This is a genomic window from Paenibacillus hebaui (assembly GCF_051934385.1).
Classification (GTDB): domain Bacteria; phylum Bacillota; class Bacilli; order Paenibacillales; family Paenibacillaceae; genus Paenibacillus.
Genome location: NZ_CP196836.1, coordinates 3,660,310 through 3,684,475 on the forward strand (window position 1 = coordinate 3,660,310; position 24,166 = coordinate 3,684,475).

Annotated in this window: 23 protein-coding genes and 4 pseudogenes; 24 read left to right on the forward strand and 3 right to left on the reverse strand. The window is 42.5% G+C overall.

All coding sequences use genetic code 11. From position 1 onward, the window contains the following. Positions 1–42: 42 nt before the first annotated feature. Entirely contained in the window at positions 43–564 is a 522-nt protein-coding gene (locus ACR32F_RS15960; RefSeq protein ID WP_440108609.1) for a DinB family protein, read from the reverse strand. 1,100 nt (positions 565–1,664) lie between these two features. On the opposite strand from ACR32F_RS15960, the pseudogene ACR32F_RS15965 reads away from it, so the two are divergent. From ACR32F_RS15965 to ACR32F_RS16055, 19 genes and pseudogenes are all read left to right on the forward strand, one after another. Beyond that, positions 1,665–1,769, forward strand: a pseudogene (locus ACR32F_RS15965) (LuxR C-terminal-related transcriptional regulator); the annotation flags it as partial. A 123-nt stretch (positions 1,770–1,892) separates the two neighbouring features. Beyond that, positions 1,893–3,077 (forward strand): alpha/beta hydrolase, encoded by a 1,185-nt coding sequence (locus tag ACR32F_RS15970; protein ID WP_440108611.1) that lies wholly within the window; start codon positions 1,893–1,895, stop codon positions 3,075–3,077. 430 nt (positions 3,078–3,507) lie between these two features. Then, complete coding sequence (locus tag ACR32F_RS15975; RefSeq protein WP_440119896.1) at positions 3,508–4,257, forward strand: alpha/beta fold hydrolase; 750 nt, start codon at positions 3,508–3,510, stop codon at positions 4,255–4,257. A gap of 475 nt (positions 4,258–4,732) precedes the next feature. Next, positions 4,733–5,376 (forward strand): annotated as a pseudogene (locus tag ACR32F_RS15980) (potassium channel family protein). After that, positions 5,348–5,596: pseudogene (locus ACR32F_RS15985) on the forward strand (potassium transporter TrkG); the annotation flags it as partial. The pseudogenes ACR32F_RS15980 and ACR32F_RS15985, both read left to right, overlap by 29 nt. Before the next feature lie 329 nt (positions 5,597–5,925). Continuing rightward, positions 5,926–6,993 carry a flavin-containing monooxygenase gene (locus ACR32F_RS15990; protein ID WP_440108613.1) on the forward strand — a complete coding sequence of 356 codons (1,068 nt, stop codon included), beginning with the start codon at positions 5,926–5,928 and terminating at the stop codon, positions 6,991–6,993. Positions 6,994–7,040: 47 nt separating this feature from the next. Further along, positions 7,041–7,499, forward strand: a complete 459-nt coding sequence (locus ACR32F_RS15995; protein WP_440108615.1) for a MarR family winged helix-turn-helix transcriptional regulator — start codon at positions 7,041–7,043, stop codon at positions 7,497–7,499. Between the two features lie 82 nt (positions 7,500–7,581). Next, positions 7,582–8,988 (forward strand): NAD(P)-binding domain-containing protein, encoded by a 1,407-nt coding sequence (locus tag ACR32F_RS16000; RefSeq protein ID WP_440108617.1) that lies wholly within the window; start codon positions 7,582–7,584, stop codon positions 8,986–8,988. A gap of 117 nt (positions 8,989–9,105) precedes the next feature. Further along, a pseudogene (locus ACR32F_RS16005) lies at positions 9,106–9,528 on the forward strand (phosphate ABC transporter ATP-binding protein); the annotation flags it as partial. Between the two features lie 129 nt (positions 9,529–9,657). Then, positions 9,658–9,981 (forward strand): ArsR/SmtB family transcription factor, encoded by a 324-nt coding sequence (locus ACR32F_RS16010; protein ID WP_440108619.1) that lies wholly within the window; start codon positions 9,658–9,660, stop codon positions 9,979–9,981. 160 nt (positions 9,982–10,141) lie between these two features. Beyond that, complete coding sequence (locus ACR32F_RS16015) at positions 10,142–10,474, forward strand: ArsR/SmtB family transcription factor (RefSeq protein WP_440108622.1); 333 nt, start codon at positions 10,142–10,144, stop codon at positions 10,472–10,474. 107 nt (positions 10,475–10,581) lie between these two features. Further along, a complete protein-coding gene (locus tag ACR32F_RS16020) occupies positions 10,582–11,877 on the forward strand; it encodes an arsenic transporter (protein ID WP_440108624.1) in 1,296 nt (431 codons plus the stop codon). A 25-nt stretch (positions 11,878–11,902) separates the two neighbouring features. After that, the gene (gene arsC / locus ACR32F_RS16025) at positions 11,903–12,322 is read left to right on the forward strand and encodes an arsenate reductase (thioredoxin) (RefSeq protein WP_076215280.1); all 420 of its coding nucleotides are present in this window, start codon (positions 11,903–11,905) and stop codon (positions 12,320–12,322) included. Positions 12,323–12,379: 57 nt separating this feature from the next. Then, a complete protein-coding gene (arsD, locus tag ACR32F_RS16030; RefSeq protein WP_440108626.1) occupies positions 12,380–12,745 on the forward strand; it encodes an arsenite efflux transporter metallochaperone ArsD in 366 nt (121 codons plus the stop codon). 19 nt (positions 12,746–12,764) lie between these two features. Next, positions 12,765–14,546, forward strand: coding sequence for an arsenical pump-driving ATPase (arsA, locus tag ACR32F_RS16035; protein ID WP_440108628.1), 1,782 nt, complete (start codon positions 12,765–12,767; stop codon positions 14,544–14,546). 17 nt (positions 14,547–14,563) lie between these two features. Further along, positions 14,564–14,845 carry an adhesin gene (locus ACR32F_RS16040; RefSeq protein ID WP_440108630.1) on the forward strand — a complete coding sequence of 94 codons (282 nt, stop codon included), beginning with the start codon at positions 14,564–14,566 and terminating at the stop codon, positions 14,843–14,845. 27 nt (positions 14,846–14,872) lie between these two features. Beyond that, positions 14,873–15,310: a protein-tyrosine phosphatase family protein gene (locus tag ACR32F_RS16045; protein WP_440108633.1), complete on the forward strand. Its 438-nt coding sequence runs from the start codon at positions 14,873–14,875 to the stop codon at positions 15,308–15,310. A gap of 466 nt (positions 15,311–15,776) precedes the next feature. Next, positions 15,777–16,004, forward strand: a complete 228-nt coding sequence (locus ACR32F_RS16050; protein WP_440108635.1) for a helix-turn-helix transcriptional regulator — start codon at positions 15,777–15,779, stop codon at positions 16,002–16,004. 1 nt (position 16,005) lies between these two features. Beyond that, on the forward strand, positions 16,006–16,356 hold the full coding sequence (locus ACR32F_RS16055; RefSeq protein WP_440119898.1) for a DUF2178 domain-containing protein: 351 nt from the start codon (positions 16,006–16,008) through the stop codon (positions 16,354–16,356). A 325-nt stretch (positions 16,357–16,681) separates the two neighbouring features. On the opposite strand, the gene ACR32F_RS16060 is transcribed toward ACR32F_RS16055, so the two are convergent. Then, entirely contained in the window at positions 16,682–17,425 is a 744-nt protein-coding gene (locus ACR32F_RS16060; protein WP_440108637.1) for a MerR family transcriptional regulator, read from the reverse strand. 92 nt (positions 17,426–17,517) lie between these two features. On the opposite strand from ACR32F_RS16060, the gene ACR32F_RS16065 reads away from it, so the two are divergent. The 3 genes from ACR32F_RS16065 to ACR32F_RS16075 all read left to right on the forward strand — a co-directional run bounded on the left by ACR32F_RS16065 (position 17,518) and on the right by ACR32F_RS16075 (position 20,648). Continuing rightward, complete coding sequence (locus ACR32F_RS16065; protein WP_440108639.1) at positions 17,518–18,219, forward strand: lysostaphin resistance A-like protein; 702 nt, start codon at positions 17,518–17,520, stop codon at positions 18,217–18,219. A gap of 117 nt (positions 18,220–18,336) precedes the next feature. After that, on the forward strand, positions 18,337–19,941 hold the full coding sequence (locus tag ACR32F_RS16070; RefSeq protein ID WP_440108641.1) for an alkaline phosphatase family protein: 1,605 nt from the start codon (positions 18,337–18,339) through the stop codon (positions 19,939–19,941). A gap of 467 nt (positions 19,942–20,408) precedes the next feature. Further along, positions 20,409–20,648, forward strand: coding sequence for an XRE family transcriptional regulator (locus ACR32F_RS16075; protein WP_440108643.1), 240 nt, complete (start codon positions 20,409–20,411; stop codon positions 20,646–20,648). Between the two features lie 707 nt (positions 20,649–21,355). Here ACR32F_RS16075 and ACR32F_RS16080 read toward each other — a convergent pair. Further along, positions 21,356–21,709: a winged helix-turn-helix transcriptional regulator gene (locus ACR32F_RS16080; RefSeq protein WP_440108645.1), complete on the reverse strand. Its 354-nt coding sequence runs from the start codon at positions 21,707–21,709 to the stop codon at positions 21,356–21,358. Positions 21,710–21,960: 251 nt separating this feature from the next. Between ACR32F_RS16080 and ACR32F_RS16085 the strand changes: the two genes are divergently transcribed. Beyond that, positions 21,961–22,995, forward strand: coding sequence for an LLM class flavin-dependent oxidoreductase (locus ACR32F_RS16085; RefSeq protein ID WP_440108647.1), 1,035 nt, complete (start codon positions 21,961–21,963; stop codon positions 22,993–22,995). Positions 22,996–23,021: 26 nt separating this feature from the next. Beyond that, positions 23,022–24,149 (forward strand): NtaA/DmoA family FMN-dependent monooxygenase, encoded by a 1,128-nt coding sequence (locus ACR32F_RS16090; RefSeq protein ID WP_440108649.1) that lies wholly within the window; start codon positions 23,022–23,024, stop codon positions 24,147–24,149. Positions 24,150–24,166: the final 17 nt, after the last annotated feature.

A 24,166-nucleotide genomic window follows, 5' to 3' on the forward strand; every position in this document is an offset into this window, starting at 1 on the left:
AAAGATAAAAGAATTGTGAAAGGTTCTATTTGTGGCGCTGAACTACGAATGGACTGCATACCGATCACGAAGCACAGACAGGTGATGCAACTCATGCCCAGCGATAATGCAGGCGATTGAACGAACAGACGCTGTGTGATTGCTGACCGTCCCTTTGCACAGCCAAGCCTCCGGGGTAAGGTGACGGAGCATAAGGATGGTTGAGTGTCGTGCAGCTGCATATTCTTCAGCCAGATCAACTAACGTGTATGTATCAAAAGGATGGTTTTGCATGAGAATGTCCTGCTCGTACCCTGGAAGAGGCGTGGTATCCCCCCTGGCGATGCGAAGCAAACGGCTACTCATAATTCGTTCGTTATCGGCAAGGTGGCCGATGACCTCTTTGACGCTCCATTTGCCCTCGTCGTAGCGGTAATTACCTTGTTCCTCCGTTAGAGAATGGATTAATTTTTTCAACAGTTCAGCTTGTTGCTCTAAAAGCTCAATCACGTTACCTCCGGGAACAAGACGGATGTACCCTTCATAGAAAGAAGCATATTCTTCTGTGCCAGGTCTTTCGATCATGTCAAAACTCCTTTGATATCATATTTTTGGTATTTATTGTACCATCCTTTTTGCAAGAACCATACAGTGGAGGTCAAAATTCAGGAATGCTCACTTTTTTGACAACATTTAGAACAATGAAGCTACGATCAGATTAACTTTCAAGAAAATGAAAGAACGTTGGTCAAGGCATCTGTAGAACACTGGTGAAATTTTACTGGGAAGTTTGTATAATATACATATTTTACATATTTTTTTATGGGGAGAACGGAAAATTGAGCCCAACAGAAGGTATTGTCGTTATATTTATTACATTTCTTTTATATACTCTGATTCACTTGGGAATTCCCGCTATCTTAATCATCATGGGGTATTTTACTTTTAAAGAATTCAAGAAGCGTAAGAATGCGAACACGACCAATAAGCCTGAGCGTATCCATCATCAGGAGAATATTAAACCCTAGAGTTACACTCTACATCCAAACAACCTTATGTCTGTTTAAGTCGTGTTCAATAGAGATTGCGGGAAGGCTGCGTGGGATCGTGACGGTTTCTTCAGGCGCTGGACTTCGAGACGCTTAGTACATTAACAGAGATTGAGTGAGTCAATGATCGGTACAATAATGTACCGTTTTTTTGTGTCCAGGGAGACTGTTTTTAAGAAAGTACCTGATAGAGGTGATTAAGCATGAGTGATTTTTCGATAAACAAACCGTATAAAAGCTCCCGATCTGATATCCAAAATGTTCTGCGTGATTCTCGTCTACCTGCTGTAATCTGGGGCATTCTGATTTATTTTTCTGCATTGTTCTCCCAGCTTCCCATGTTGCCCACATGTTTCGAATTTATTATTTTTACAGGTCTCATTCTGATCCACATTTTGCTGCATTGGTATGCCGGATCCGTTGTTGATAGAAGGTCCTGGATATATTTTGTGACGCAAGGATTTATTGTCTGGGGTTGTGCGTTATTCATGCCTAATGCTCATTCGCTCATCTTTGTAAGTCTATTGACGGCTTTGGCCGGACAAAGTATTGGTGTATACTCTCAACGGATGAAGGTGCTTTTGGTTTGTACCTTTTATTGTACCTTGTTTTCTGTTTCACTGGTTTGGCTTGGGACGACCGATAAAGACTCATTTAACTAGTATTTACAATAAATTGGGTGTGGATTCGAGAACGCAGGCCGTCGCAGTTGCGGTGGAGCGTCGAATCCTGCATTTATAATCGAACGTTTCATAGTTACATTGATTTGCCCGATCGTACACTTGGGGATTGCCCTTTTGTACGATTTTTTATTTTTCTCCTCCGTATATGATAGATGCATGAATAAAAATTGGAGGAAAAATCATGAAAAAACGACTGACAGCGATTCTGGCCATTGTTCTCGCACTGACTATGCTCTCCGCCTGCGGCAAAAATAGCGGGACTTCCACACAGGAGGAAATTCCGAAACCGGAAAATAGCAGCACTTCCGAACAGGATGAATTTCCGAAACCTGTCGGAAGTTATACGGTCGGGCGTACACAGATGGACTTCAAGTACAAAGCATCAGATCATTCAGAAAGGGAACTGACGGCGTTATTTTTCTATCCGTCCGACAGCAGTGAAGGCAAGCCAACAGCAGAATATGCATTTCCGGAGTTTCATACACTGAGGGATGAACTTCTGGTAAGATTAGGGGCTACAGCGGGTGGTGAGCAGCTTTTTGACTCCAACTTTAAGACATGGTCTTACGACGATCTGGCCTTGTCTGAAAAGGAAAAACAATATCCGGTTTTATTCTTTGTTCATGGCGCTGGCGCTTACCCGCAGCAAGGCACTTTGTTCGCTCAAGACCTTGCAAGCACCGGCTATATTGTGGTATCCATCGGCCATGCCGAAAGTGGTGTGTACAAACTTAAGGATGGACGAACTGTTGGTATGTCCGAGGAATTTATGGACGAATTAACGAAATACGGAATGGAAGCAGCCGCCCTAACTCCTCCTGAAATTGTGACAGAGAAGCTTGTGGCAGAAGAAGCTATGGAGCTCTCTCGCAAATTGACTTCGGCGCCTGAAGCAGTCAAGTTTGCAAAATATGCCGTTTTACAGAGCGAGGATATTAGATATGTCGCAGATCATCTGTACAGGATGAATAGAGGTGATATTGAATCCATGTTTAAAGGCAGATTGCAGCTTGAAATCGGTATGGGAGTGTTTGGACATTCTTTTGGAGGAACGACAGCGGCAATTGTTAGCCGTGACGATGACCGATTTGTCGGCGCTGTAAATCTTGATGGTAATATGTTGGGCGCTTTAGATAGCGACCTTAAAAAACCCTTCATGCAGCTCGGCACCGCGCTTGCCTATAATACGAATGCATTTCTTCTTGAATCCAACAGCCAGGAAACCTATTTTGCCATTATTGATCATGTGACGCATGGTGACTTCTCCGATTCCTTGTTTACGACTACGAATGAAGCCTCCAGAGGAACCCGGGACGCCATGGAACAGCGTAACATTATTACTTCTTATACAAAGGCGTTTTTTTGATAAATATATGTTGAAAAAGGGAACGGAAATTGAAAGCCTTACCTTTGACGGTGTAGAAATGATTAAGAAGTCTCAAATTAATTGATTTTTTCAATACTCACAACCGTCCTAATGGGCGGCAAGGATTCTAGTTGGTCAAAGTCAGCAGTGATTTTTACTCTTTGCCCTACTTCAATTGATTCATAAAGTAAGCCTAGTTTCATCCACCTTAAGCTTCTTGGTCGTTGCTTTACAGTTTCTATTTTGGGTTATATAATAACCATAACAAGATATTGAATGACCCGGAGGAGCCTGCCAACAGCGGGCTCTTTTTGTGTTTTTTTAGGGATTCAAGCAGAATGAAAGGGGGCGTATTTCCATCCCGCAGATTCAAATCAATGGTACATCCCTTTACTATGAAGCATATGGTAGCGGTGTTCCAATCGTATTTATCCATGATCATCTTTCGTCCCATCATGTATTTGAGCCTCAAGTTGAATATTTCAGCAAACGGGTCAGGGTGATCGTATTTGACCTAAGAGGATATGGACTCTCGGGTAGAATGAATGTTGAGGTTAACCGGATTATTGATACACAATGTGAGGATGTAAAAGAACTATTAGAAAAACTGGGAATACCCAAAGCAATTCTGGTGGCAAGTTCGAGCGGAGGCATTCTGGCTCAAAAATTCACAACTTTATATCCCGGATATGTTCATGCTCTCGTTCTAGTAGATAGTGGTTTGAATGCTAGCCTATCATTCAAAAATAAAAGACTTCAGAGCATGTTTGAAACTTTTACACGGGTTACTCATTATCTTCCAGCCGAATTTTTCATTCGCTCTTTAAGAGTTAGCTATAATAGATGGCTTATTGCTTATCACATTCTTAGAAGAGAATTGCAGCATAAACGTCCAACCGAGCTAATCAAACAGCACATTGCTTTAAGCCAAATTGACATTCTGATTTGCACCAAACAAATTCGAGTTCCTGTTTTATGTGTGGCAGGAGCGCAAAATGGACGGAGGCTACGACAGGCTAAACAGACAATGGAGAACCTTCCTCATGCACAAAAAGTTGTGTTACAGGATGCAATGTATCCTACTCATTTATGCCAGCCCCAGATATTTAATCGCTTGGTATTGGATTTCATGAATGATTTGCATATTCTGCATCAAAAACAAGGCGCTGAAATATCCTGATTTTCAAAGGATTAATCTGCTTAAAGTGGGGAACATACTCTCAAGAAATCAAATGTTTAACGACTTAGCACAATAATCTGTATATCGATGAGAAGGAGAGATGGGAATGGTTGCAAAAACGTACCTTTTTTCGTACTCACCTGAGAAAAGTGGATGGACGGATCGGTGTATTCAATCTCACTTGGATATGCTTTATGATATTAAGTATGTTCATTCTAATCTTGTCCTCATTAAAACGGATGATGATATTGATTTGCTAGAGAAGTACCTTGTCGAATGTTTTACCAAGAAAGATAGATATTTCTTACTGGAAATTACGGATCAATTAATTCGTTTTCAAAGAACCGAATCAAAATATATTAACCGATGGCTAGATGATGTTTAATGTTGTGCAATGAATAGAATTCATCTTATGAAAACAAGATTCATTCCTGACCATTTTGTAACAGACTGGGGAGGAGGAAGGAAAAAAGAAATGAAAAAACAATTTATTGTCATTGGACTTGGCCGTTTTGGGTCGAGTCTCGTACGAACGTTAATCCATAACGGTCATGAGGTTTTGGCGTTGATAAAGATGAATCTCATATTCAGGATATTTCTGCTGTGGCAACTCATGCTGTCCAGGCTGATTGCACGGACGAATCTGTTTTACGCGAATTGGGGGCACGAAATTTCACTCATGCGATCGTAGCCATAGGAGACGATATGCACTCCAGCATTTTAATAACGTTGCTGTTAAAAGAACTTCAAATATCGCAGGTGACAGCCAAGGCGCGTAATGAAATGCATGGTCAGGTTCTGCTTAAAATAGGTGCAGATCAGATTGTATATCCAGAACGAGACATGGCCGCCCGGCTTGGTAACCAGTTAAGTTCGGATAATATCATCGATTACATTGAATTATCCCCAGACTATAATCTGGTTGAAATTAAAGCAGCACCTTCAATGAACGGAAAGGTGATTAAAGAGCTTGACATTCGAGCAGAATATGGCTGCACCATTATAGCTGTTAGAACAGGACATCAGATGCATATTTCTCCCCATGCCGATGATCCAATTCATACTGGCGACATATTGCTAATGATCGGAAATGCTTACCCTATCAGAGGGACTGCTTGAGGATCATTTTTTGGAGGTACTCTTTGAGGCAACATCTGCTTTCAGCACGACGGGGCTATCCATGGGGTTGACTGGCGAATTATCTCCTGTCGGAAAAGTTATCGTAACGGTAACCATGTTTGCAGGGCGTCTGGGTCCATTAACACTGGCCTTCGCCTTGGCTCAGAAAAAGCGTTCTTCCAAAATTGGATATGCCGAGGATCATATTCTCATTGGATAAAATCAGAGAAATCATGTGGCGGGAGAACTGTCATATTGATTTCTCGTCTTTTCTTGTATGGAAAGTCTATAGGATTCAATAAGAAAACATTCGACAGAAAAATTTGCATATTGCAATTAAATTGATATACTCATAAAAGAACAAACAGTTCAATGTGAATTCAAATGTCAAAACGGTTTGATGTTCAAAGGTCGGGCTTTATCAGCTTAGAATGAGTTTTAATTCTAAATTTCACGTAAGCATTGGGTGCAACGAAATACATGATGCAATTCCTGCTCATGTACAATACTTGCAAAATACAATTTTTTTTTTGGTGAAGGAGATGCATTATGGGACTAATCTGGGATGTCATTGTTATAGGTGGAGGTCAGGCAGGACTTGCTTCCGGTTATCATTTGAAAAAGAGAGGACTGTCCTTTCTGATTTTGGAGGCAGGTGTAGAAGCGGGAGGAGCTTGGCCTCAGTATTACGATAATTTGAAATTATTCTCACCGGCCAGGTACTCGTCTCTGCCGGGGCTTCCGATAGAGTCACCAGGGGATCGCTACCCACATCGTGATGAAGTTATTCAATACCTGAAGGACTATGCTTCTCATTTTGACTTGCCTTTGATTTATCACACGCGTGTAGTTCAAGTATCCAAAGAATCTGGAGTATTTAGAGTAACAACTTCAAGTGGAGAGAAATATATGGCTCGCAATCTGATCTCGGCGACAGGATCTTTTAGCAGACCCTATACCCCTTCGATTCCAAACGATGAACAATTTAAGGGGACAATCTTGCATTCCGCGACGTATCGAACACCGGCCCTTTTTCATGATCAATCGGTCATTGTTGTGGGGAGAGGAAATTCCGCGGTTCAGATTGCGATGGAACTATCCGAAGTAGCGGATACAACACTTGCTGTAAGAGAACCAGTAGCACTAATCCCACAACGTCTCTTAGGCCAAGATATTCATTTCTGGTTTAAGCTAACGGGGATCGATGCATTTTGGAAATTTGGAAAGTCATTTGCGAACGGTTCATCCGTTCTGGATTTGGATGGATATAAGCAGCGGCTTCAAGCGGGAAACCCGAAACAAAAGAAAATGTTCACCGCATTTTATGACAAAGGGGTGATCTGGTCTGATGGAACCCAAGAAGAGATCCAAGCTGTTATTTTTGCGACAGGATATCGTTCTAACGTTTCTTATATCGATGCATTAGGTGGACTGGATGGTCAAGGAGAACCCGTGCAAAAGAACGGGATCAGCAGGAAGGTCCCTGGACTCTATTTTGTGGGATTGTCTGGACAGCGCTCCTTTGCATCTGCGACCCTTCGGGGTGTGGGACCAGATGCTGAGTATGTAGTCAAACATATCCAAAGCAATGTAGACAAGCAGCATGAATTCAAATAGTTGTATTATACAAATAATTCATTTATAATAGTCACCAAGAGGTGATCATGTTGCCAGATAACCAAAACCCAAGAGAGCTATTGCAAATCATGGTGCGTCGCTTCGGCTTGCTGGATAAAAATTGTTGCACAATTGGAGAGCAGGAAATATCGTTGATTCAAAGTCATATTCTCTACGAAATTGACCATCAGCATGAGCCATCCATGCAACAAATTGCCGAAACGCTTGCGATGGATATTACAACCTTCAGTCGTCAAATACAAACGTTGATTAAGAAGAATCTGGTTCGAAAAACACCTCATCCTGATGATCGAAGAGTATACATTCTCCGTTTGACAGTTGAGGGGAAGTTTGTGACGACGGCTATAGATCATCGGATGAATACGCATCTGGAAGAGGTTTTTTCGTTCATGACCGATACGGAAAAAGCAATCGTTATGCAATCCGTTAAACTGCTGAATGAGAGCATGTTGAAATCGAAAATGTGTTGCACGCCAGTGGGGTAATCAACGGTATTACCCCGTTACATTTCTCTAATACTTGTAATTTGCAAATATATATTTAACCAACTACTGGAGGTCATTTGAAATGAAAAACATCGAATTCAAACAAGTCGAGTCCTGTTGTGCACCTACGTTGGAGGAAAAGCAGGTCTCCCTTCAAGAGCCTGTACACCAAGGAGAGTTAACTCATTTACCTGTAGCCATCATTGGTGCTGGGCCTATTGGTTTGGCAGCAGCAGCACATCTGATTGAAGCCGGCCAATCATTTATCATTCTTGAGGCGGGGAGTAAAGTTGGTGAGAACATCTCCAAATGGGGCCATGTTCGTCTGTTTTCGCCATGGCAGTATAACGTGGATAAGGCAGCAGAGCGGTTGTTGACGAAGAATGGGTGGATTGCCCCATCTCCAGATGAATTACCGACAGGGCATGAGCTGCATGATCTGTATTTACGACCACTTGCTGAGTTACCTGAGACTAAATCCAACCTTCATTTGAATACACGCGTTGTCGGTATCAGTCGCAAAAATACGGACAAAATGAAAACACACGACCGGGAACGACAACCCTTCATCATCTATGTAGAAGAAGAGGGCAAGGCCAAGCGGTATGAGGCGAAAGCTGTCATTGATGCTTCTGGAACCTGGGGTAAAGCAAACCCGGTGCTTGCGAGCGGGGTGTTGACCTCCCTGGAGCAATCTCTTCATAAGCAGATGTTTTATGGCATACCAGATGTACTTGGGGTCGATCAAGAGCGCTATACAGATAAACATATTGCTGTTGTAGGTGGCGGTCATTCAGCCTTAAATACCTTACTTGATTTAGCTAAACTGCAAGAAACGAATCCCGATACGATACTGACCTGGATTATGCGGAGAGATCGAGTGGAAGAAGCTTATGGCGGAGAAGCAAGCGATCAGCTTGAAGCCAGGGGTGAATTAGGCAGTCGCATGCATGAGCTGGTGGATTCCGGAAAGGTTAGTGTGGTCACCCCCTTCCACATTCAGGAGTTGAGACAAGAAGGGGGGAAGATCAATATTGGTGGAGAGCAACTGGGGGAAAGCCAGGAATTGCAGCACATTGATGAAATCATTGTTAATGCAGGGAGTCGTCCTGACTTTTCCTTTCTTGGAGAACTACGTTTGAGCATTGACCACGCAACAGAAAGTGTGGAAACGTTGGCTCCACTGATCGATCCAAACGTCCATAGCTGCGGTACCGTTCGACCTCATGGGGAGAAGGAACTTCGTCATACAGAACAAGGTCTGTATATCGTGGGTATGAAAAGTTACGGTCGTGCGCCGACCTTCCTGATGGCCACCGGTTATGAACAGGTCCGATCCGTCGTTGCTTTTCTGGCGGGTGATTTAGAGGCTGCTGCACAAGTAGAGCTGGATCTGCCTGAAACGGGGGTATGTAGTGTGAAGCGTCCAGATGTACAACAAGTGCAACAACAGAGTGACTGCAGCTCATCCTGTTCTATTGAACGATGACATAAGTTGAAATTCAAAAAAGTACGCTAACAACCAAGTTGTTGCGTACTTTTTTTATTCTTACTCAACTAACCTGTGTCCGTCATGGTGATTTGGGCTCGGAGTACTGAAAAGCAACACGGAATTACCCGCAAACCCGAGTTGAATGATATTGTGGAGAAGAGTCTGAAAGCAGCGGTTTTATGGGACGAAGTGAAAGACCTGCTCAAAAAATCCGCTCTGCAGCTTTCAGGAGGACAACAGCAGCGCTTGTGTATTGCCCGGGCTCTGGCGATGAATCCTGAAATTTTGCTGATGGATGAGTCTACTGCTGCATTAGATCCGTTATCCACTCTTAAAATTGAAGAATTAGTTAAAGAACTTCGACAATCCTATACGATTGTAATGGTAACTCACAACTTGCATCAAGCTGCAAGGATTTCAGATCAATGTGCGTTTTTCCTGGATGGAGAACTGGTTGAATACGACGACACAAGTCAAATGTTTAGTAACCCGAAAAATCAAAAAACGGAGAATTATGTTGCGGGTCGTTTTGGTTGAAGGTTATGTTCACGGAAAAAGCATTACACAGGATTCCTTGATTTCAGCATATCCTTGCTTTAGAATATAAATATAAACTTATATATTATTATCGTTAGGATTGTTGAACGCAGGGAAGGATGAACGCAAGTGGAATCCATTGAACAAATTTCAGATAAGTTAAAGTTGCTTGGAGATAAGACTCGTCTGACCATGCTCATTCTCTTAAGAGAGAAAGAATGGTGTGTATGTGATTTCGTTGAAGTGCTTGATATGTCTCAGCCCGGAATTAGCCAACATTTACGCAAATTAAAGTCTCAGGGGATTGTTAGTGAAACACGCCGGGGGCAGTGGGTACACTATTCCTTAGATGTTGAAGATAAGCCATATATTAAAGCGGTGCTCGATCAGATGCCAGATCATGAAACTGTGCTGCTGTCTTTGGGCAAAAAAGGAGTCGGTTCCCAGTGTTAAGGGGAGTCTGAATCCTAAACCGAATAAAACGATTGTGCGTTGACTCTACAAAATGTGGAGTCAACGCATTACTATTTCATGGTAAAGGGTTGATTAAAAGATATCAACATATTATAATATAATTATTCGATTATATATTACCTGGAAGGAGGAATTTCAATTGAATACCATTCATGAAGCGGCAGACAAACTAAAGCTCTTGGGAGACAAAACACGTCTAACCATGTTAACGCTCTTAAAAGATCGGGAATGGTGTGTATGCGAATTTGTTGATGTCTTGGATATTTCTCAACCGGGGATTAGTCAGCATTTACGCAAATTAAAGGATCAAGGGATCGTTAAGGAAAACAAACGAGGACAGTGGGTTTATTATTCTTTAAATGTGGATGATACACCTTATATCAAAACCGTTCTGGACGCCATGCCTGATTCCAAAAACATTCTCCGTACTTTGAACAAGGTGGATGTACCTCGCATTTGCATTTGTAGTTAAACTTTCAATCATTATATAAGTACATCATTATATAATGATTGAATGACATGAAGGTATGAGGAGAATGTTATTAGCTATAATGCATTTGATTAGAGGAGGTAGAACTTGTGTTTTCTGTCGTCATGGCCTGCATTATCTTTTTAATTACGCTAGTCCTCGTCATCTGGCAGCCTAAAAACCTGTCCATTGGTTGGTCTGCTTGCGGCGGAGCAATTCTTGCTTTACTTGTAGGTGTGGTCAATTTCCAGGATGTTTGGGATGTTACGCAAATTGTATGGAACGCCACGCTTGCTTTTGTGGCCATCATTATCATCTCACTGATTTTGGACCGCATCGGTTTCTTTGAATGGGCAGCCTTACATATGGCGAAGGCAGCTCACGGTAGAGGTGTCCGGATGTTTGTTTACGTCTCGCTTCTTGGAGCCGTGGTTGCAGCATTTTTTGCCAATGATGGTGCAGCATTGATTCTGACACCGATTGTCCTGGCAATGGTACGAGCACTGAATTTCGATGAGAAAAAAGTGTTCCCTTTCATTATTGCCAGCGGATTTATTGCCGATACAACTTCATTGCCACTGGTTGTCAGTAACCTTGTAAACATTGTATCTGCCGATTTCTTCGGTATTACGTTTATGGAGTATGCAGGCAAAATGTTTGTTCCGAATCTGTTTTCACTGGGTGCAAGTATCGGTGTATTGTATCTCTTTTTCAGAAAAAGTATTCCCAAACGGTTTGATGCCAGTGAACTGAAAGCTCCAGCAACAGCGATCAAAGACCTGAAGATGTTCCGGTTATCATGGATTGTACTGGGCATCCTGCTGATTGGTTACTTTGCCAGTGAATTTGTTGGTATTCCAGTATCAATAATTGCAGGAATTGTGGCTATCTTCTTCCTGATCATGGCGTCTCGCAGTTCTGCTGTACCGACCAAAGTTGTCGTTAAGGAAGCACCTTGGGCCATTGTATTTTTCTCTATCGGCATGTATGTCGTCGTATATGGTTTGCGGAATGAAGGTTTGACGGATCTGCTCGCCGTAGTCATTCAGGCTTTGGCTGATCAAGGATTGTTTGCCGCAACGATTGGTATGGGATTTATTGCGGCAATTATTTCATCCCTGATGAACAATATGCCTACCGTGTTGATTGATGCGCTTGCCATTGATGCAACAACGGCTACGGGAACGGTTCGGGAGGCGCTCATCTACGCCAATATTATTGGATCAGACCTGGGTCCCAAGATTACCCCGATCGGTTCACTGGCGACGCTGCTCTGGCTTCATGTGCTTAGCACGAAAGGCGTCAAAATCTCATGGGGCACTTACTTTAAGACAGGTATCATTATCACCGTTCCAACTCTGCTTATTACGCTATTGGGTCTGTATCTGTGGTTAAGCATTCTATAATTCAAACAACGAGGAGACGATGAACATGAGTAAAAAAACACTGTACTTCCTATGCACAGGCAATTCTTGCCGGAGCCAAATGGCCGAAGGCTGGGCCAAGAAATATCTGAGTGAGGACTGGAACATTTATAGTGCAGGCATTGAGGCACACGGTCTGAATCCAAAAGCAGTTGAAGCCATGAAGGAAGTCGGCCTGGATATTTCCACTCAAACTTCCGATATCATTGATTCCGAGTTGTTGAACAATGCTGATTTTGTAGTCACATTGTGTGGAGACGCCGCGGATAAGTGTCCAATGACACCACCACATGTGAAGCGGGAACACTGGGGATTCGATGATCCTGCCAAAGCACAAGGTACAGATGAAGAGAAATGGGCTGTATTCCAAACGGTTCGTGACCAGATTGGGGAGCGCATTAAAACGTTCGCTGAAACCGGCAAATAATACAAACCGCCGGGAGAATGTTTCCCGGCTTTTCTAATTTCGAGAGGGGGGTTCGCGTTGAAAACAATGGAGATCTACGATCCTGCCATGTGTTGTTCTTCCGGCGTGTGTGGTCCAGGTGTTGATCCGGAACTGATTCGTGTATCTGCTGTCGTCCATAATTTGCAAAAGAAACAGTTTCAGGTATCACGTTATAACTTAACCAGTGAACCTGATGCTTTTGTGGCAAGTCCGCTCGTAGGACAGCTTTTGGCTGAAAAGGGTCCTCAAGTGCTGCCAATTATCATTGTAGATGGTCAAGTGGTAAAGGAAAATGGTTATCCAAGCAACGAAGAATTCATTCAATGGACCGGTTTGACGGAAGAAGAACTGGTGGCTAAGCCGAGAATACGTCTTGAAGTCAAAACCAAATCCGAGCTTTAGGAAAGAAGGTCCTCTCAACATGTTAAACCGATTTGAACCGAAATCCATGTCGTTAACCCCTTATCTGTTTTTTACCGGAAAAGGGGGCGTAGGCAAGACGTCTACGGCTTGTGCAACAGCCGTATCCCTTGCCGATTCGGGGAAGCGTGTTTTGCTGGTGAGCACCGATCCAGCTTCAAACCTGCAAGATGTTTTTGGGATGACCTTATCCAATCATCCTGTACCTGTTAAGGGAATTCAAAATCTGGATGCTGCCAACCTGGATCCTGAAACGGCTGCCGGAGAGTACAAAGCTGAAGTCGTTGGTCCATACCGCGGCGTTCTGCCTGATACGGTTATTGCAACGATGGAAGAGCAGTTGTCAGGAGCCTGCACCGTGGAAATTGCTGCCTTTAATGAGTTCAGTTCCATGCTAACCAATCAAGAACTGCGAGAGCAGTATGATCACATCTTGTTCGATACGGCTCCGACAGGGCACACGCTTCGTTTATTGCAATTGCCTACCGCTTGGAGTGGATTTTTATCCGAAAGTACGCATGGGGCTTCCTGTTTGGGACCACTTGCCGGTCTGGAAGCGAAAAAAATGCTATACCAGGAAGCCGTAAAAACGTTGTCTGATTCAAACGAAACAACACTTGTACTGGTTACCCGCCCGGATGTTTCCCCGCTGAAAGAAGCAGCGCGGGCATCACAAGAACTTCGAGAGATCGGCATTCAGAACCAGTTGTTAATTGTGAATGGGCTACTTTCTTCTGTTGTGGAGCAGGATGCGGTTTCTTCTGCTTTTTACGGTCGACAGGTACGTGCATTGGAGAAACTTCCTGAAGCTGTTCAGCAGCTTCCAATCTATCAAATTCCTCTAGCGCCGTTTAACATCACTGGCATTGAGCATTTGCGTCATTTCTTCGATGCCCCGGAGGTTAGGCTGGTACAAGAGAAAAATGTAAAATCTTCGTTGGTTTTCCCTTTGCAACATCTCGTAGATGATATGGAGAACAAGGGTATCCGAGTGATTTTCACCATGGGAAAAGGCGGCGTTGGCAAAACAACAGTCGCATCAGCTATAGCAGTTGGTCTAGCAGAGAGAGGTCACCGGGTACATCTGAGCACAACCGATCCCGCTTCCCATCTGAGTCATGTGCTCGAACAAGAGACGGACAACATCACCGTGAGCTGTATCGATCCGAAGGTCGAACTGGAACGATATAAACAGGAAGTCCTGGAGCAGAACAAGGATTCTTTGGATGAGGATGGTCTGGCTTACTTGGAAGAAGATTTAAGATCACCTTGTACGGAAGAAATTGCAGTTTTCCGTGCATTTGCCAATCTGGTTGAACGAAGCAGCGATGAGATTGTGGTTATTGATACGGCTCCAACAGGGCACACGTTACTTCTTCTCGATGCAACGGAAGAGTACCATAAGGAGATTGCACGTTCAGCAGGTGCCATACCCGCTGCGGTTCAGCATTTGTTACCACGACTTCGTGATCCGAATGAAACAAGTGTTGTTATTGTTACACTCGCAGAGGCTACACCGTATTATGAGGCTTTTCGTTTGGAACAGGACTTACAGCGGGCCAGTATACCAACCAAGTGGTGGACCATTAATCAAAGTTTTGCTGTGACAGACACCATGGACCCCATTCTTAGCGGACGGGCCATCGCTGAGCAGGAATGGATTCAGCAGATTCATAAAGCTTCGGATGGAAACTCCGTGATTATACCATGGGAATCCAGAGAAGTAGTTGGTTATGACAGCTTAAAGACCTGGGCTGAAGCGGGAAGCACGAGTGAAGTATAGAGAGGAGACAACCGACGATGATGATTACCGATGGTGCTAAAACCTATATCGAGGCAATGATGAAAGAAGCAGGCGTGCATACGCTTCGGTTTGCCATGGTTGGCGGCGGATGCTGTGGACCCAGTTTTCAACTAGGGCTCTCTGATCCTATAGAGAACGATGTGGTACAGGAAATCAATGCGATACGCGTAGCTGTCGATCCTGAGATTGCAGCTACCGTAGAATCGATTACCCTGGATGTGGAACAATCTGCTGATGGACCTGGACTGGTCGTTAGTGGAGGCTCAAGCTGCTGTTAAGTACAACTAGAGAAGGAGAGGATAACGATGTCTAACTATCATGAACTCGTTAAAGGTAAAGTATATATTGGAGGAGCAGATGCTGCTCTGAGTGCGATCAAGGAGCAAGGTGTCACTGAAGTATTTGATCTCCGGGATGACGGTAAGGCACAAGAGGGGTTTCCTGCTTCGGCCAAGCGACATCATTATCCGATTATTGAAGACCGGGATGATCAGGAAGAGTCCATTAAAGCAGCGATTGTAGCCGTCACTGAGGCTGTTCAGTCCGATAAAAAAGTATTCTTTCACTGTGCCGGAGGACGCAATCGAACAGGAACTGTGGCAACAGCTCTACTGATTAATCTGGGTGAAGCCACCACGGTGGAAGAAGCAGAAAAGCTGGCGATGGAAAGACGCCCGGATATTTCGATCAAGCCCGAAATGCGTAATGTGCTGAAAAATATGTTCGAATCAAATAAGGGCTAAACATATTGTGCTGTACACAATATCAAGGAAGGACTGGGCCTATGCGGCTCTTTTTTTTAATTCACAACACAACAAACTGTCGAGAGACAAGAAGAAGCTCCCATTCAAAGTCGCTATTATAGCGGCTTTTTTAGTTTATCGGTACGAGTTCTTGTACCGATTGCCGAAATGGACAAGAACATAGCCCGATTACCGATTAGGCATGTAACTAATCGATTTTCGCCCGCTAATTCATTAAGCTAACGGGCAGGTTAACACAATGATTTAGGCCACTACTTATAACCAGGCTTTTCCGAATCGATAAGTGAACCTGACGGAATCATGAATTTTTTGAAGTTTTTTCTATATTCCGGCTCTTTTTGGTTAAAGTAATTTAAACATAAGTAGAAGTATATGATACTTATATATAAGTTTACTTTACTTTTATAAAAAATGAGTTTATAATTTGATTCAAGGGGTGGTTGTCATGAAGAAAGATTTTGGTGATTCGATATCAAATAAGGTTTATGAATATCGTGTACTTGCCAGAATGTCTCAGCAAGAATTAGCAGAGAAAGTCGGGGTTTCCAAACAAACCATCTTCGTAATGGAAAAAGGAAATTATGTTCCGACTCTACTGTTAGCTTTTCGAATTGCCAAATTTTTTAATGTAGATGTAAACGATATTTTTACTTATGTGAAAGGGAATGATTAAAATGATAACTAAGTCTATCTCATATATCCATAACGCAATTTTTTCCCCTTTAAAGTCCTGGGCTGAACAATCTACAGGAAATTGGAATATTCTCATTGGAGTTGGTTTTTTACTGGTTATGGGTAGTGCGATTTTCGCTTATGTATTTTATAAGAAGATTGGGCAAGACGACGAACGGACAAATAAAATCTTTTTGAAAAGCGGTTCATATATGCTGTTGGCAATTATTCTATGTGACATGATTTTTCCTAAAGACGATATGTGGACCATCTTTTTCTTGTTCAAATATACGCTGGCATTTTTAGCTGGTGGTATTTACCTAGCCGCCCAATATAAAAAGGATTTTTCATAAGAAAAGGTGGGTACGAGGCTCAACCAAGGATCGAGGAGTAGACAACGCTAATAAATATGCTAACTAAGCCATATGGAAATTCAACAGTTTCAAAAGATCTCTATTTAGGCTAACGGGAAACGAAAAGCGAATAAAACAATAAGAGCAGCGGATCTTTGTGATCGGCTGCTCTTATTCATCTAACGGGCAGGACAGTGTAAATAAACACCATAATACATGACAATTTCCACATCGTTATGGAGAAATGACTCGTTCATTATTAAAAGAAAATATAACCATCAAAGCCCCGGTTGTACGCATGATTTCAATAATATTTCCTCATTTCCTATTTCTGTTCCTCTCCTTTTTCTAGAGCGTGAGCTACGCTAATCTCCACAAAGTTCAGCACTTCGTCGGATACGGGGTATAGTCCTGACTCTAATGTAGGAAGCTTCCTCACTTCCCAAAACTTCTCCATCAATTTCTCGTCTCCATTAAAGGTTTCATCTGATAGCTTCATTAGCTCGCAGGCAATGTTATAACCTTCATCAGATTTAGGTGGAACAGATTCCTGTATGCACCACTCAATCCGGCGCAGCAAAGAGGCATATTGCTGAGTGGTCTGGTCATTACTGTTGAGATTGGGCAGTGCATGTTGTAGAAATGCACTTTCGTCATCGTTGAAGTAATCGACCCACTGTTTAGAAATAGGTTGCACGTTATGGACCAGATGAGAAACCCGTTCCCAGGAGAGGCTACCTTCTAGATCAATCATGTTGATCAAAGACGTAGTATTTGCAATACTCCCCTGAAGAGAAGTGAGCTGCTCCTGAAGATGATTATGGTGTGCGATAAGAATATGACGAAAAGATAGCCTGTCCATTACATTTTGGATGTCATCAAGCGGTAGTGATAGTGATTTAAGCAATGTTATCTTTTCGAGATTGAATAAATCTTCCTCTGAATAATAACGGCGGCCGTTTTCTTCCTTATAACTCGGTTTAAGAAGACCGATCTGATCATAATAACGTAGGGTTCGAACAGAAATGTTCCGCTGTTTGGATACTTGTCCTGTTGTCCATCTATTCATGTTTCTTCTTTCCTCCCGAAAATAATGCTTGCAGGTGACGTAACGTCACCTAATATCATTAAATTATATCACAGAGGATTGAGGGATTAAGGATGACTAGTACGGAAATGTGGAAGAAGATGGATCAGTGGACATGGCGTGAGTTTATTGCTTTACTTGCGCTTGAGTTTGTATTCGTAATATTCGTTATCAAATACGCAGTACAGTCAATGTATGAGCAATGGTTGGGGAATACTCTATACTCAGGGACTCTTACAGGGCTTACCATCGCGATTGTACTTTTGTTAGGATTATATTTTGTTGCTTTACGACCGAAGAAAATGTCCTGGACAGAGGTAGGAGTAAAGGGATTTCCTGCGAAAGATTGGTGGAGGATTGCGCTGTGGACACTCATTCTCATCGTATTCAGTGTGGCGACTCTCTATCTCACGAGTTTTCTTGGGAATACAGTGGACAACAGCAAAACAGAGAGTCTAAAGCAAAATGTCACTCTATTTACTATGATTATTGGTATTGTGTCGGCAGGGATCGTGTCACCCTTTTATGAGGAGATATTTTACCGTGGATTTATATATCGTTGGCTACGGGCTCGTGTTAGTATGAGATGGGCGCTTCTGATTAGTTCGCTAATCTTTACTCTTGCGCATTTTCCCACTATGAATGCCATGCCCGTGAATTTTATTAGTGGAGTTGTGCTTGCATGGACCTATGAACGTACGGGATCGGTCGTGCCTGCTATGATCGTTCACGGTGTGTTTAATACAATTGCCGTGTTGTTAACAGCGATGAGTTAGAATGATTATTATATTCTGTATACACCTCATCCGAGTCCGATCTACCCTCTTGGCAAAAAAAACCTCGAATAACTCCAAGATTTTTAATGCACAATTTACATAAATGGGGTGAACTGTATGAGGAAAAAAGGGAAACAGATGTTAGCTTCGATCTTATTAATGAGCATGCTTATCGGATGCCAGAACTCGAAACCAAAAGAACAGGATTTGATACGGATAAACTCCACTAATGGAGAAAATGCGAAGAAAGTCATTTTCCTGATGGTGGACTCTTTGATGTATCAGGCGATCGACCAAGGAATTAGTAAGCAGGAACTTCCCGCATTAAAATTCCTGATCGAACACGGGCAATATTATAAAAATTTGGTCAGTTCTTTTCCCACAATGTCCGTCACGATCGACAGCTCATTACTTACCGGTGCGTATTCAGACATTCACCGTATCCCGGGTCTAGCTTGGTATTCTACGGACAACAAGAAAATGATCAATTACGGAACCGGACCCATGGAAGTACTCAAACACGGAGTTAATCCGGTGTTGGCGGATGCACTAATCCATTTGAACGGGAGTCACTTGAACAGGGATTTACCCACGATTTATGAGGACTTAGCCCGGCACGGGTTAAAGTCTGGTTCGATCAACGGCTTGATTTACAGGGGGGCGTCCGCTCATAAGTTGTCGATACCTGATTGGATTCAAGGGCCTTCTTCTTTACCGAAAGAGATTGATGTGAAAGGGCCGGACTTACTGTCCCTAGGTGCATTGTCTAATCCGTTTCAAGGTATTAAAAACTTGCCGGATGGCCTAACGAATCGGATGGGCCTCCATAATGATTTCGCTATTGAGGCCGTAAAATATTTGGTTCAATCCAATAAATTGCCGGATTTTCTGTTTGTCTATTTGCCGGATTTAGACCGGGAGTTACATAAGAAAGGCCCCACGGGACTTCGTAAGGTCAAAGAGTTGGATCAGCAGCTTCAATCTGTATTGCAAACATTCGGTTCTCCGGAAAAAGCTTTGCATGATGCCATCTTTATCATTGCAAGCGACAGCGGGATGACCCGTATTCTGCCTGCCGAACAGAATCCGGTCATTGATCTGTCTTCCTTGCTTGGAGATGCCAAAATTTTGCGTCCTGGTGAAGCTGTATCGAAGGAGACTGAGATCATTCTTGCCGTCAATGAAACGATGGCCTATGTATATTCATTGAAAGTGGATCGTTCCCTGAGAGATACGGCGAACCTTTTAATGAACGATCCAGGCATCGATTTTATCTCCTGGAAAGAAAAGGAATGGAATTATGCCATTCAAGGATCAACAGCCAAACAGATCAAATTTAAAGCAGGAGGCAACCTGACTGATCCATACAACCAATCATGGACGGTCGAACAGGACGAAGAGGTATTGGATTTAAGCTTAAATATGGCTACACACTCGTTGAGTTACGATCAGTATCCCGATGTTCTGAAACGATTGTCAAGCGCGCTCCGCTCACATCAAGGCGAATTTTTGGTTGTCACGGCAAAACCAGGATATGAATTTACTGGCGGCAGTTCACCAACGCACAAGGGAGGAGGCGGTCACGGTTCCATTCGTAAAATGGAATCCCTTGTCCCCTTGATAATCAGTGGTACAGATCAAAAGCCTGAATATTTACGTATGGTAGATTTAAAAGCTTATCTGCTAAACCTTTTGACTAAAAAAAATCAAAGAATACAGTAGGCGACTTTATTTTTGATAAAACAGATCGCTTGTGGGCAAACGTTCTTTCACAAGCTTGGCTGTATTGATAATTACCACCGATATACTTTTATACCGGTGGTTAGTTTTGTGCTTATAGATGTTGTACTTAGAACATTTTTCGAACAGACGATATTATGTGGTAAACTTGGCTTTTCCTGATGGAGCTACTACGGGGTAGTTCTTTAAAAGAGCGATGGAACTGATTTGATATTCGTTTGGAATCGTGATGATCATTTTATCTTTAGTCACAAACAAAAAAGACCTTGAAAGTGTGAAATTATGAATCCTTACATAGTTAGTTACTTTATGGAAACGATAGCACTCGCCCAACAAATGGGGCAGACGCATGGGGAAATTCATCGTGGCTCCCTATACTAAGTATATTCATGCTGGTAACGGACAACGCTTAAGGTTAAATATTATGTTACGCGGGAGGTCATCGCTTCTTGAAATTTGAACTAGGACGTTGTTTATTGAATGAACGATTGATGGAATACGGAAAGTCAGTAGAATGGCTGGCAAAAGACTTACTTTTTAAACCGGAACGAATTTTCGACTTTATTGAAAACAAAAGAGTGATGCCACTCAAAATTGCCATATCGATCGCCGATTCCATCGGTTGTGATGTTCGTACTTTGTATGAATTAATTCCGAATGATTATGAAGTAAAGGCGCGTGGTGATTAAGGGAATAAGTTCTTTCTTATCCTGTCGAGGGACAAGAACATGGTCCCATTAAGGTCGCTAATTTAGCGGCTTTTTTAGTTTATAAGGACAAGAACTTGTACCTATTACCGTATTTGACAAAAACATGTTCCAATTAACGATTAGGCATATATCTAATCGATCTTCACCGGTATTTATTAAGTTAACGGGCAGGTTAGTTGAACAAAACTAACAAGGCAGCCGAGCAACGTAACCGGCTACTATTGATTAGATAAAGCCATTTGCGAATCTTTCACAGAGGAACTGTCGCACTTGACTTGACAATCTGTCAAGCATTAACCATGATTGCGTTACTAAAGTTAAAGAAGGAAAGCAACTAGCTAAAATGGAAGAGGATAAGATACTGCGAGCTGATGCAACGATCAAAGATTTTGTAATCCTTTAGATAGGCAAAAACATGCCTAGCATGCCAATGAGGAAAGAAGGGTCAAGATTAAATATCTTGACCTATTTCTTATTCTTCAGGATTAGTGTCATTATGGTTGAAATGAACTGTTTAAGAGATGACAGGGTCCTAATGCCTCACATGAAAGATAATGTCCCTAAAGGGCAATTACAACAGATATCGTTTTTCTTATTCATTCATGAGCTTTGGTATATTAGACTGGATAATGCTTATTTGGAGCCGAAATTTCGGTGTTAAGCCTGTTTGGAAAACTATTCTCAAATTACGTGTTGTCGCCGTATTCTTTACCGAAGTCCTCCATCTTTTCAAGGATCGGTAGTAACTTGATTCCCTTGTCTGTTAACGAATACTCGACTCGTGGAGGAACTTCCGGATAAACATCACGTTGAATAACGCCATCATTCTCCAGCTCTTTAAGTTGCTTCGTAAGAGAGCCCTGAGATAGATCTCCAAGGAATTTTTTGATGTCCGAATAACGACGCGTTTCATCTTTTAGATACCATAATATAAAATACTTCCAACGTCCGGAAAGAACATTTTGGGTAAAAGCTATCGCGTACATATCACTTTTCTCATTCATGAACTCTTGTTCAAATCCTTCATTACAAACTCTCATTGATATCACTCCTAATCTGTAGGTACAAATAGATGTACTATGTACATCTAGATTGCCCTCTTTGCAAACGAAACGAATACACTTATGATTGGGTCAACAACCAAAACACAAATCATTTTAGTTTGGTTAAAGTGTAAAAGAATAATAATCTTATTTTGGTTTTATAGTTAGCAGGCTAAGTAATCATTATATTTTTTAATCTTATAGTTAGCAAGCTAAATAATAAATAAAACATAGAAAGGAGAACTGATGTGAATACAGCAAATGAACTAAAACTTTCGATTTTGGACTTTGTTCATATCTATAACAGAACTGAGGCTACGAAAAGCCTCCAGAACGTGACGGAAATGGTTCAATTAGCAGAACAGTGGGGGTTCAACAGATATTGGTTTACTGAACACCATAACACAACAACCTTGATGAGTACTTCACCAGACTTATTGAGTCTGCATGCAGCAGCTCACACTAAAAGCATTCGAGTAGGTTCTGGAGGAATCATGTTGCCTAATCACAGCCCCTTGAAAGTGATGGAGAACTTTACGCTTCTCGAAGGATTATATCCAGGGCGTGTTGACCTCGGGATTGGCAGGGCTTCAGGTACGGATGGCAGAACCATGTGGGCATTGTTAAGATCCCGAGAATTAATGGAGGTTAATGATTTTCCAGAGCAATTAGATAACCTGCTTTCCTTCTTTGCCCGTGACTTTAAAGAAAACCACCCGTTTAGTCACATCCATCCTCCGGGAGATCATTCAATGGTTCCGGATATGTTTATGCTGGGATCTAGCGAGGGGGGATTACATTTTGCCTTGGAAAAAGGATTAGGGTTTGTATTTGCTGCACATTTGGCACCGCAACTGGCTATTCCTATGTTGAGAGCTTACCGTTCGAATTTTAAGCCTTCGTCCTATTTGACTGAACCCCAAAGTATGTTAGCGACAATGGTTATTACAGCTGAGACGGAAGAAGAGGCTAAATATATTGCAGGGCCGGCGGAGTTAATGTGGGCACAGATGAGCACAGGGACGAGAAATCTTACTTTCCCTACACCGGAAGAAGCCAAAAATCACAAATACACGCCTCATGAAGAGCTGGCCAGGGAACGTAATAAAGATCGCTTTGTGATTGGAAGTGTTGAACAGGTTGCGGAGCACCTTAGGCAGCTAGCGAAAGCAAGTTTAGTAGATGAAATCATGATTGCAGACTTCTATCCTAATCAAGAGAGCCGCAAGAAAGGGCATGTATTATTGGCAAAAGAATTAGGTTTATCACAAGGAAATAAGTGAGCTCGTGAAAAGGGGATCATTCAACTATGGAAGAAAGAAAGCTTAAACTAGGAGGAATTATTGATGGCGTGGGTTGGAATCACACGGGTTGGAGACACCCCGCTATTCCAGCAGATGCCAGTGAAAATATTGAGTATTACGTACAGAAAGCCATACAACTTGAACAGGGTAAGTTCGATCTCATCTTTTTGGCAGACGTAAGTCATATTGGACCTGGCATGATCCCACACTATTTAAGCATGTTTGAGGGTGTATCCATTTTGTCTGCACTAAGTATGGTAACACATACCATTGGCTTGGCTGCAACGATAGCGACTTCATATGCTGATCCCTATACGGTTGCCAGGCAAATTGCCTCACTCGACAAGATTAGCAAAGGTAGAGCAGGGTGGAATGCGATCACCTCGAATCCGGGAGGATTAGCCAATTACAGTCGGTCCCATTTAAGAAAAGCAGATCTTTATCCGATGAAAAAAGAGTTTTTGGAGATTGTTGAAGGCCTTTGGGATTCGTATGAAGACGATGCCTTTATACGTGATAAGGAACGTGGGGTATTTTATGACCCGCGTAAAATGCATCCGCTACTTTATACCGGGAATTACTTTTCCGTGGAGGGACCCTTAAATATCAGTCGATCGAGGCAAGGCAGACCTGTGGTCTTTCAAGCAGGTACTTCCCCGGAGTTCATGGATATTGCTGCACAGCATGCCGAAGTTATCATGGCACCTGGACATGATCTGGAATATCTCAAGGCATTCACTGCTGAACTGAAACGTAAAGTTCAAAATCAAGGGCGTTCACCACATGACCTGTTGATGATGCCTTCTCACAACCCAATCGTTGGTAAAACGGAAAAAGAGGCCCTGGAAAAGCTAAAGGAAATCGAATCATGGATGCCCCAAGGTTATCGAATGCCGAAACCTGGGTTGATAGGATCGGCGGAGCACGTTGCCGAACAAATCGAACATTGGTATCGAGAAGGCGTTATGGATATTATGCTCATCAGACAAGATCATCCAGCAGGATTTAAGGACTTTATCCGATTGGTTGTTCCCATCTTGCAAGATAAAGGCATATTCCGCAAGGAATATGAGGACGACACACTTCGGGGAAATTTAGGTCTACCTTACCCTGAAAATAAATACACGAAATAATAATCAAGTAATTTTTT

Bases quoted from the DNA above. Each gene is read 5' to 3' on its own strand.
- ACR32F_RS16080 (WP_440108645.1), bottom strand. From the start codon at position 21,709: ATGAGAGTTTGTAATGAAGGATTTGAACAAGAGTTCATGAATGAGAAA.
- ACR32F_RS15990 (WP_440108613.1), top strand. From the start codon at position 5,926: ATGGGACTAATCTGGGATGTCATTGTTATAGGTGGAGGTCAGGCAGGA.
- ACR32F_RS16090 (WP_440108649.1), top strand. From the start codon at position 23,022: ATGGAAGAAAGAAAGCTTAAACTAGGAGGAATTATTGATGGCGTGGGT.
- ACR32F_RS16070 (WP_440108641.1), top strand. From the start codon at position 18,337: ATGAGGAAAAAAGGGAAACAGATGTTAGCTTCGATCTTATTAATGAGC.
- arsA (WP_440108628.1), top strand. From the start codon at position 12,765: ATGTTAAACCGATTTGAACCGAAATCCATGTCGTTAACCCCTTATCTG.
- ACR32F_RS15960 (WP_440108609.1), bottom strand. From the start codon at position 564: ATGATCGAAAGACCTGGCACAGAAGAATATGCTTCTTTCTATGAAGGG.
- ACR32F_RS16040 (WP_440108630.1), top strand. From the start codon at position 14,564: ATGATGATTACCGATGGTGCTAAAACCTATATCGAGGCAATGATGAAA.
- ACR32F_RS16000 (WP_440108617.1), top strand. From the start codon at position 7,582: ATGAAAAACATCGAATTCAAACAAGTCGAGTCCTGTTGTGCACCTACG.
- ACR32F_RS15995 (WP_440108615.1), top strand. From the start codon at position 7,041: ATGTTGCCAGATAACCAAAACCCAAGAGAGCTATTGCAAATCATGGTG.
- arsC (WP_076215280.1), top strand. From the start codon at position 11,903: ATGAGTAAAAAAACACTGTACTTCCTATGCACAGGCAATTCTTGCCGG.
- ACR32F_RS16065 (WP_440108639.1), top strand. From the start codon at position 17,518: ATGACTAGTACGGAAATGTGGAAGAAGATGGATCAGTGGACATGGCGT.
- ACR32F_RS16050 (WP_440108635.1), top strand. From the start codon at position 15,777: ATGAAGAAAGATTTTGGTGATTCGATATCAAATAAGGTTTATGAATAT.
- ACR32F_RS16045 (WP_440108633.1), top strand. From the start codon at position 14,873: ATGTCTAACTATCATGAACTCGTTAAAGGTAAAGTATATATTGGAGGA.
- ACR32F_RS15970 (WP_440108611.1), top strand. From the start codon at position 1,893: ATGAAAAAACGACTGACAGCGATTCTGGCCATTGTTCTCGCACTGACT.
- ACR32F_RS16055 (WP_440119898.1), top strand. From the start codon at position 16,006: ATGATAACTAAGTCTATCTCATATATCCATAACGCAATTTTTTCCCCT.
- ACR32F_RS16060 (WP_440108637.1), bottom strand. From the start codon at position 17,425: ATGAATAGATGGACAACAGGACAAGTATCCAAACAGCGGAACATTTCT.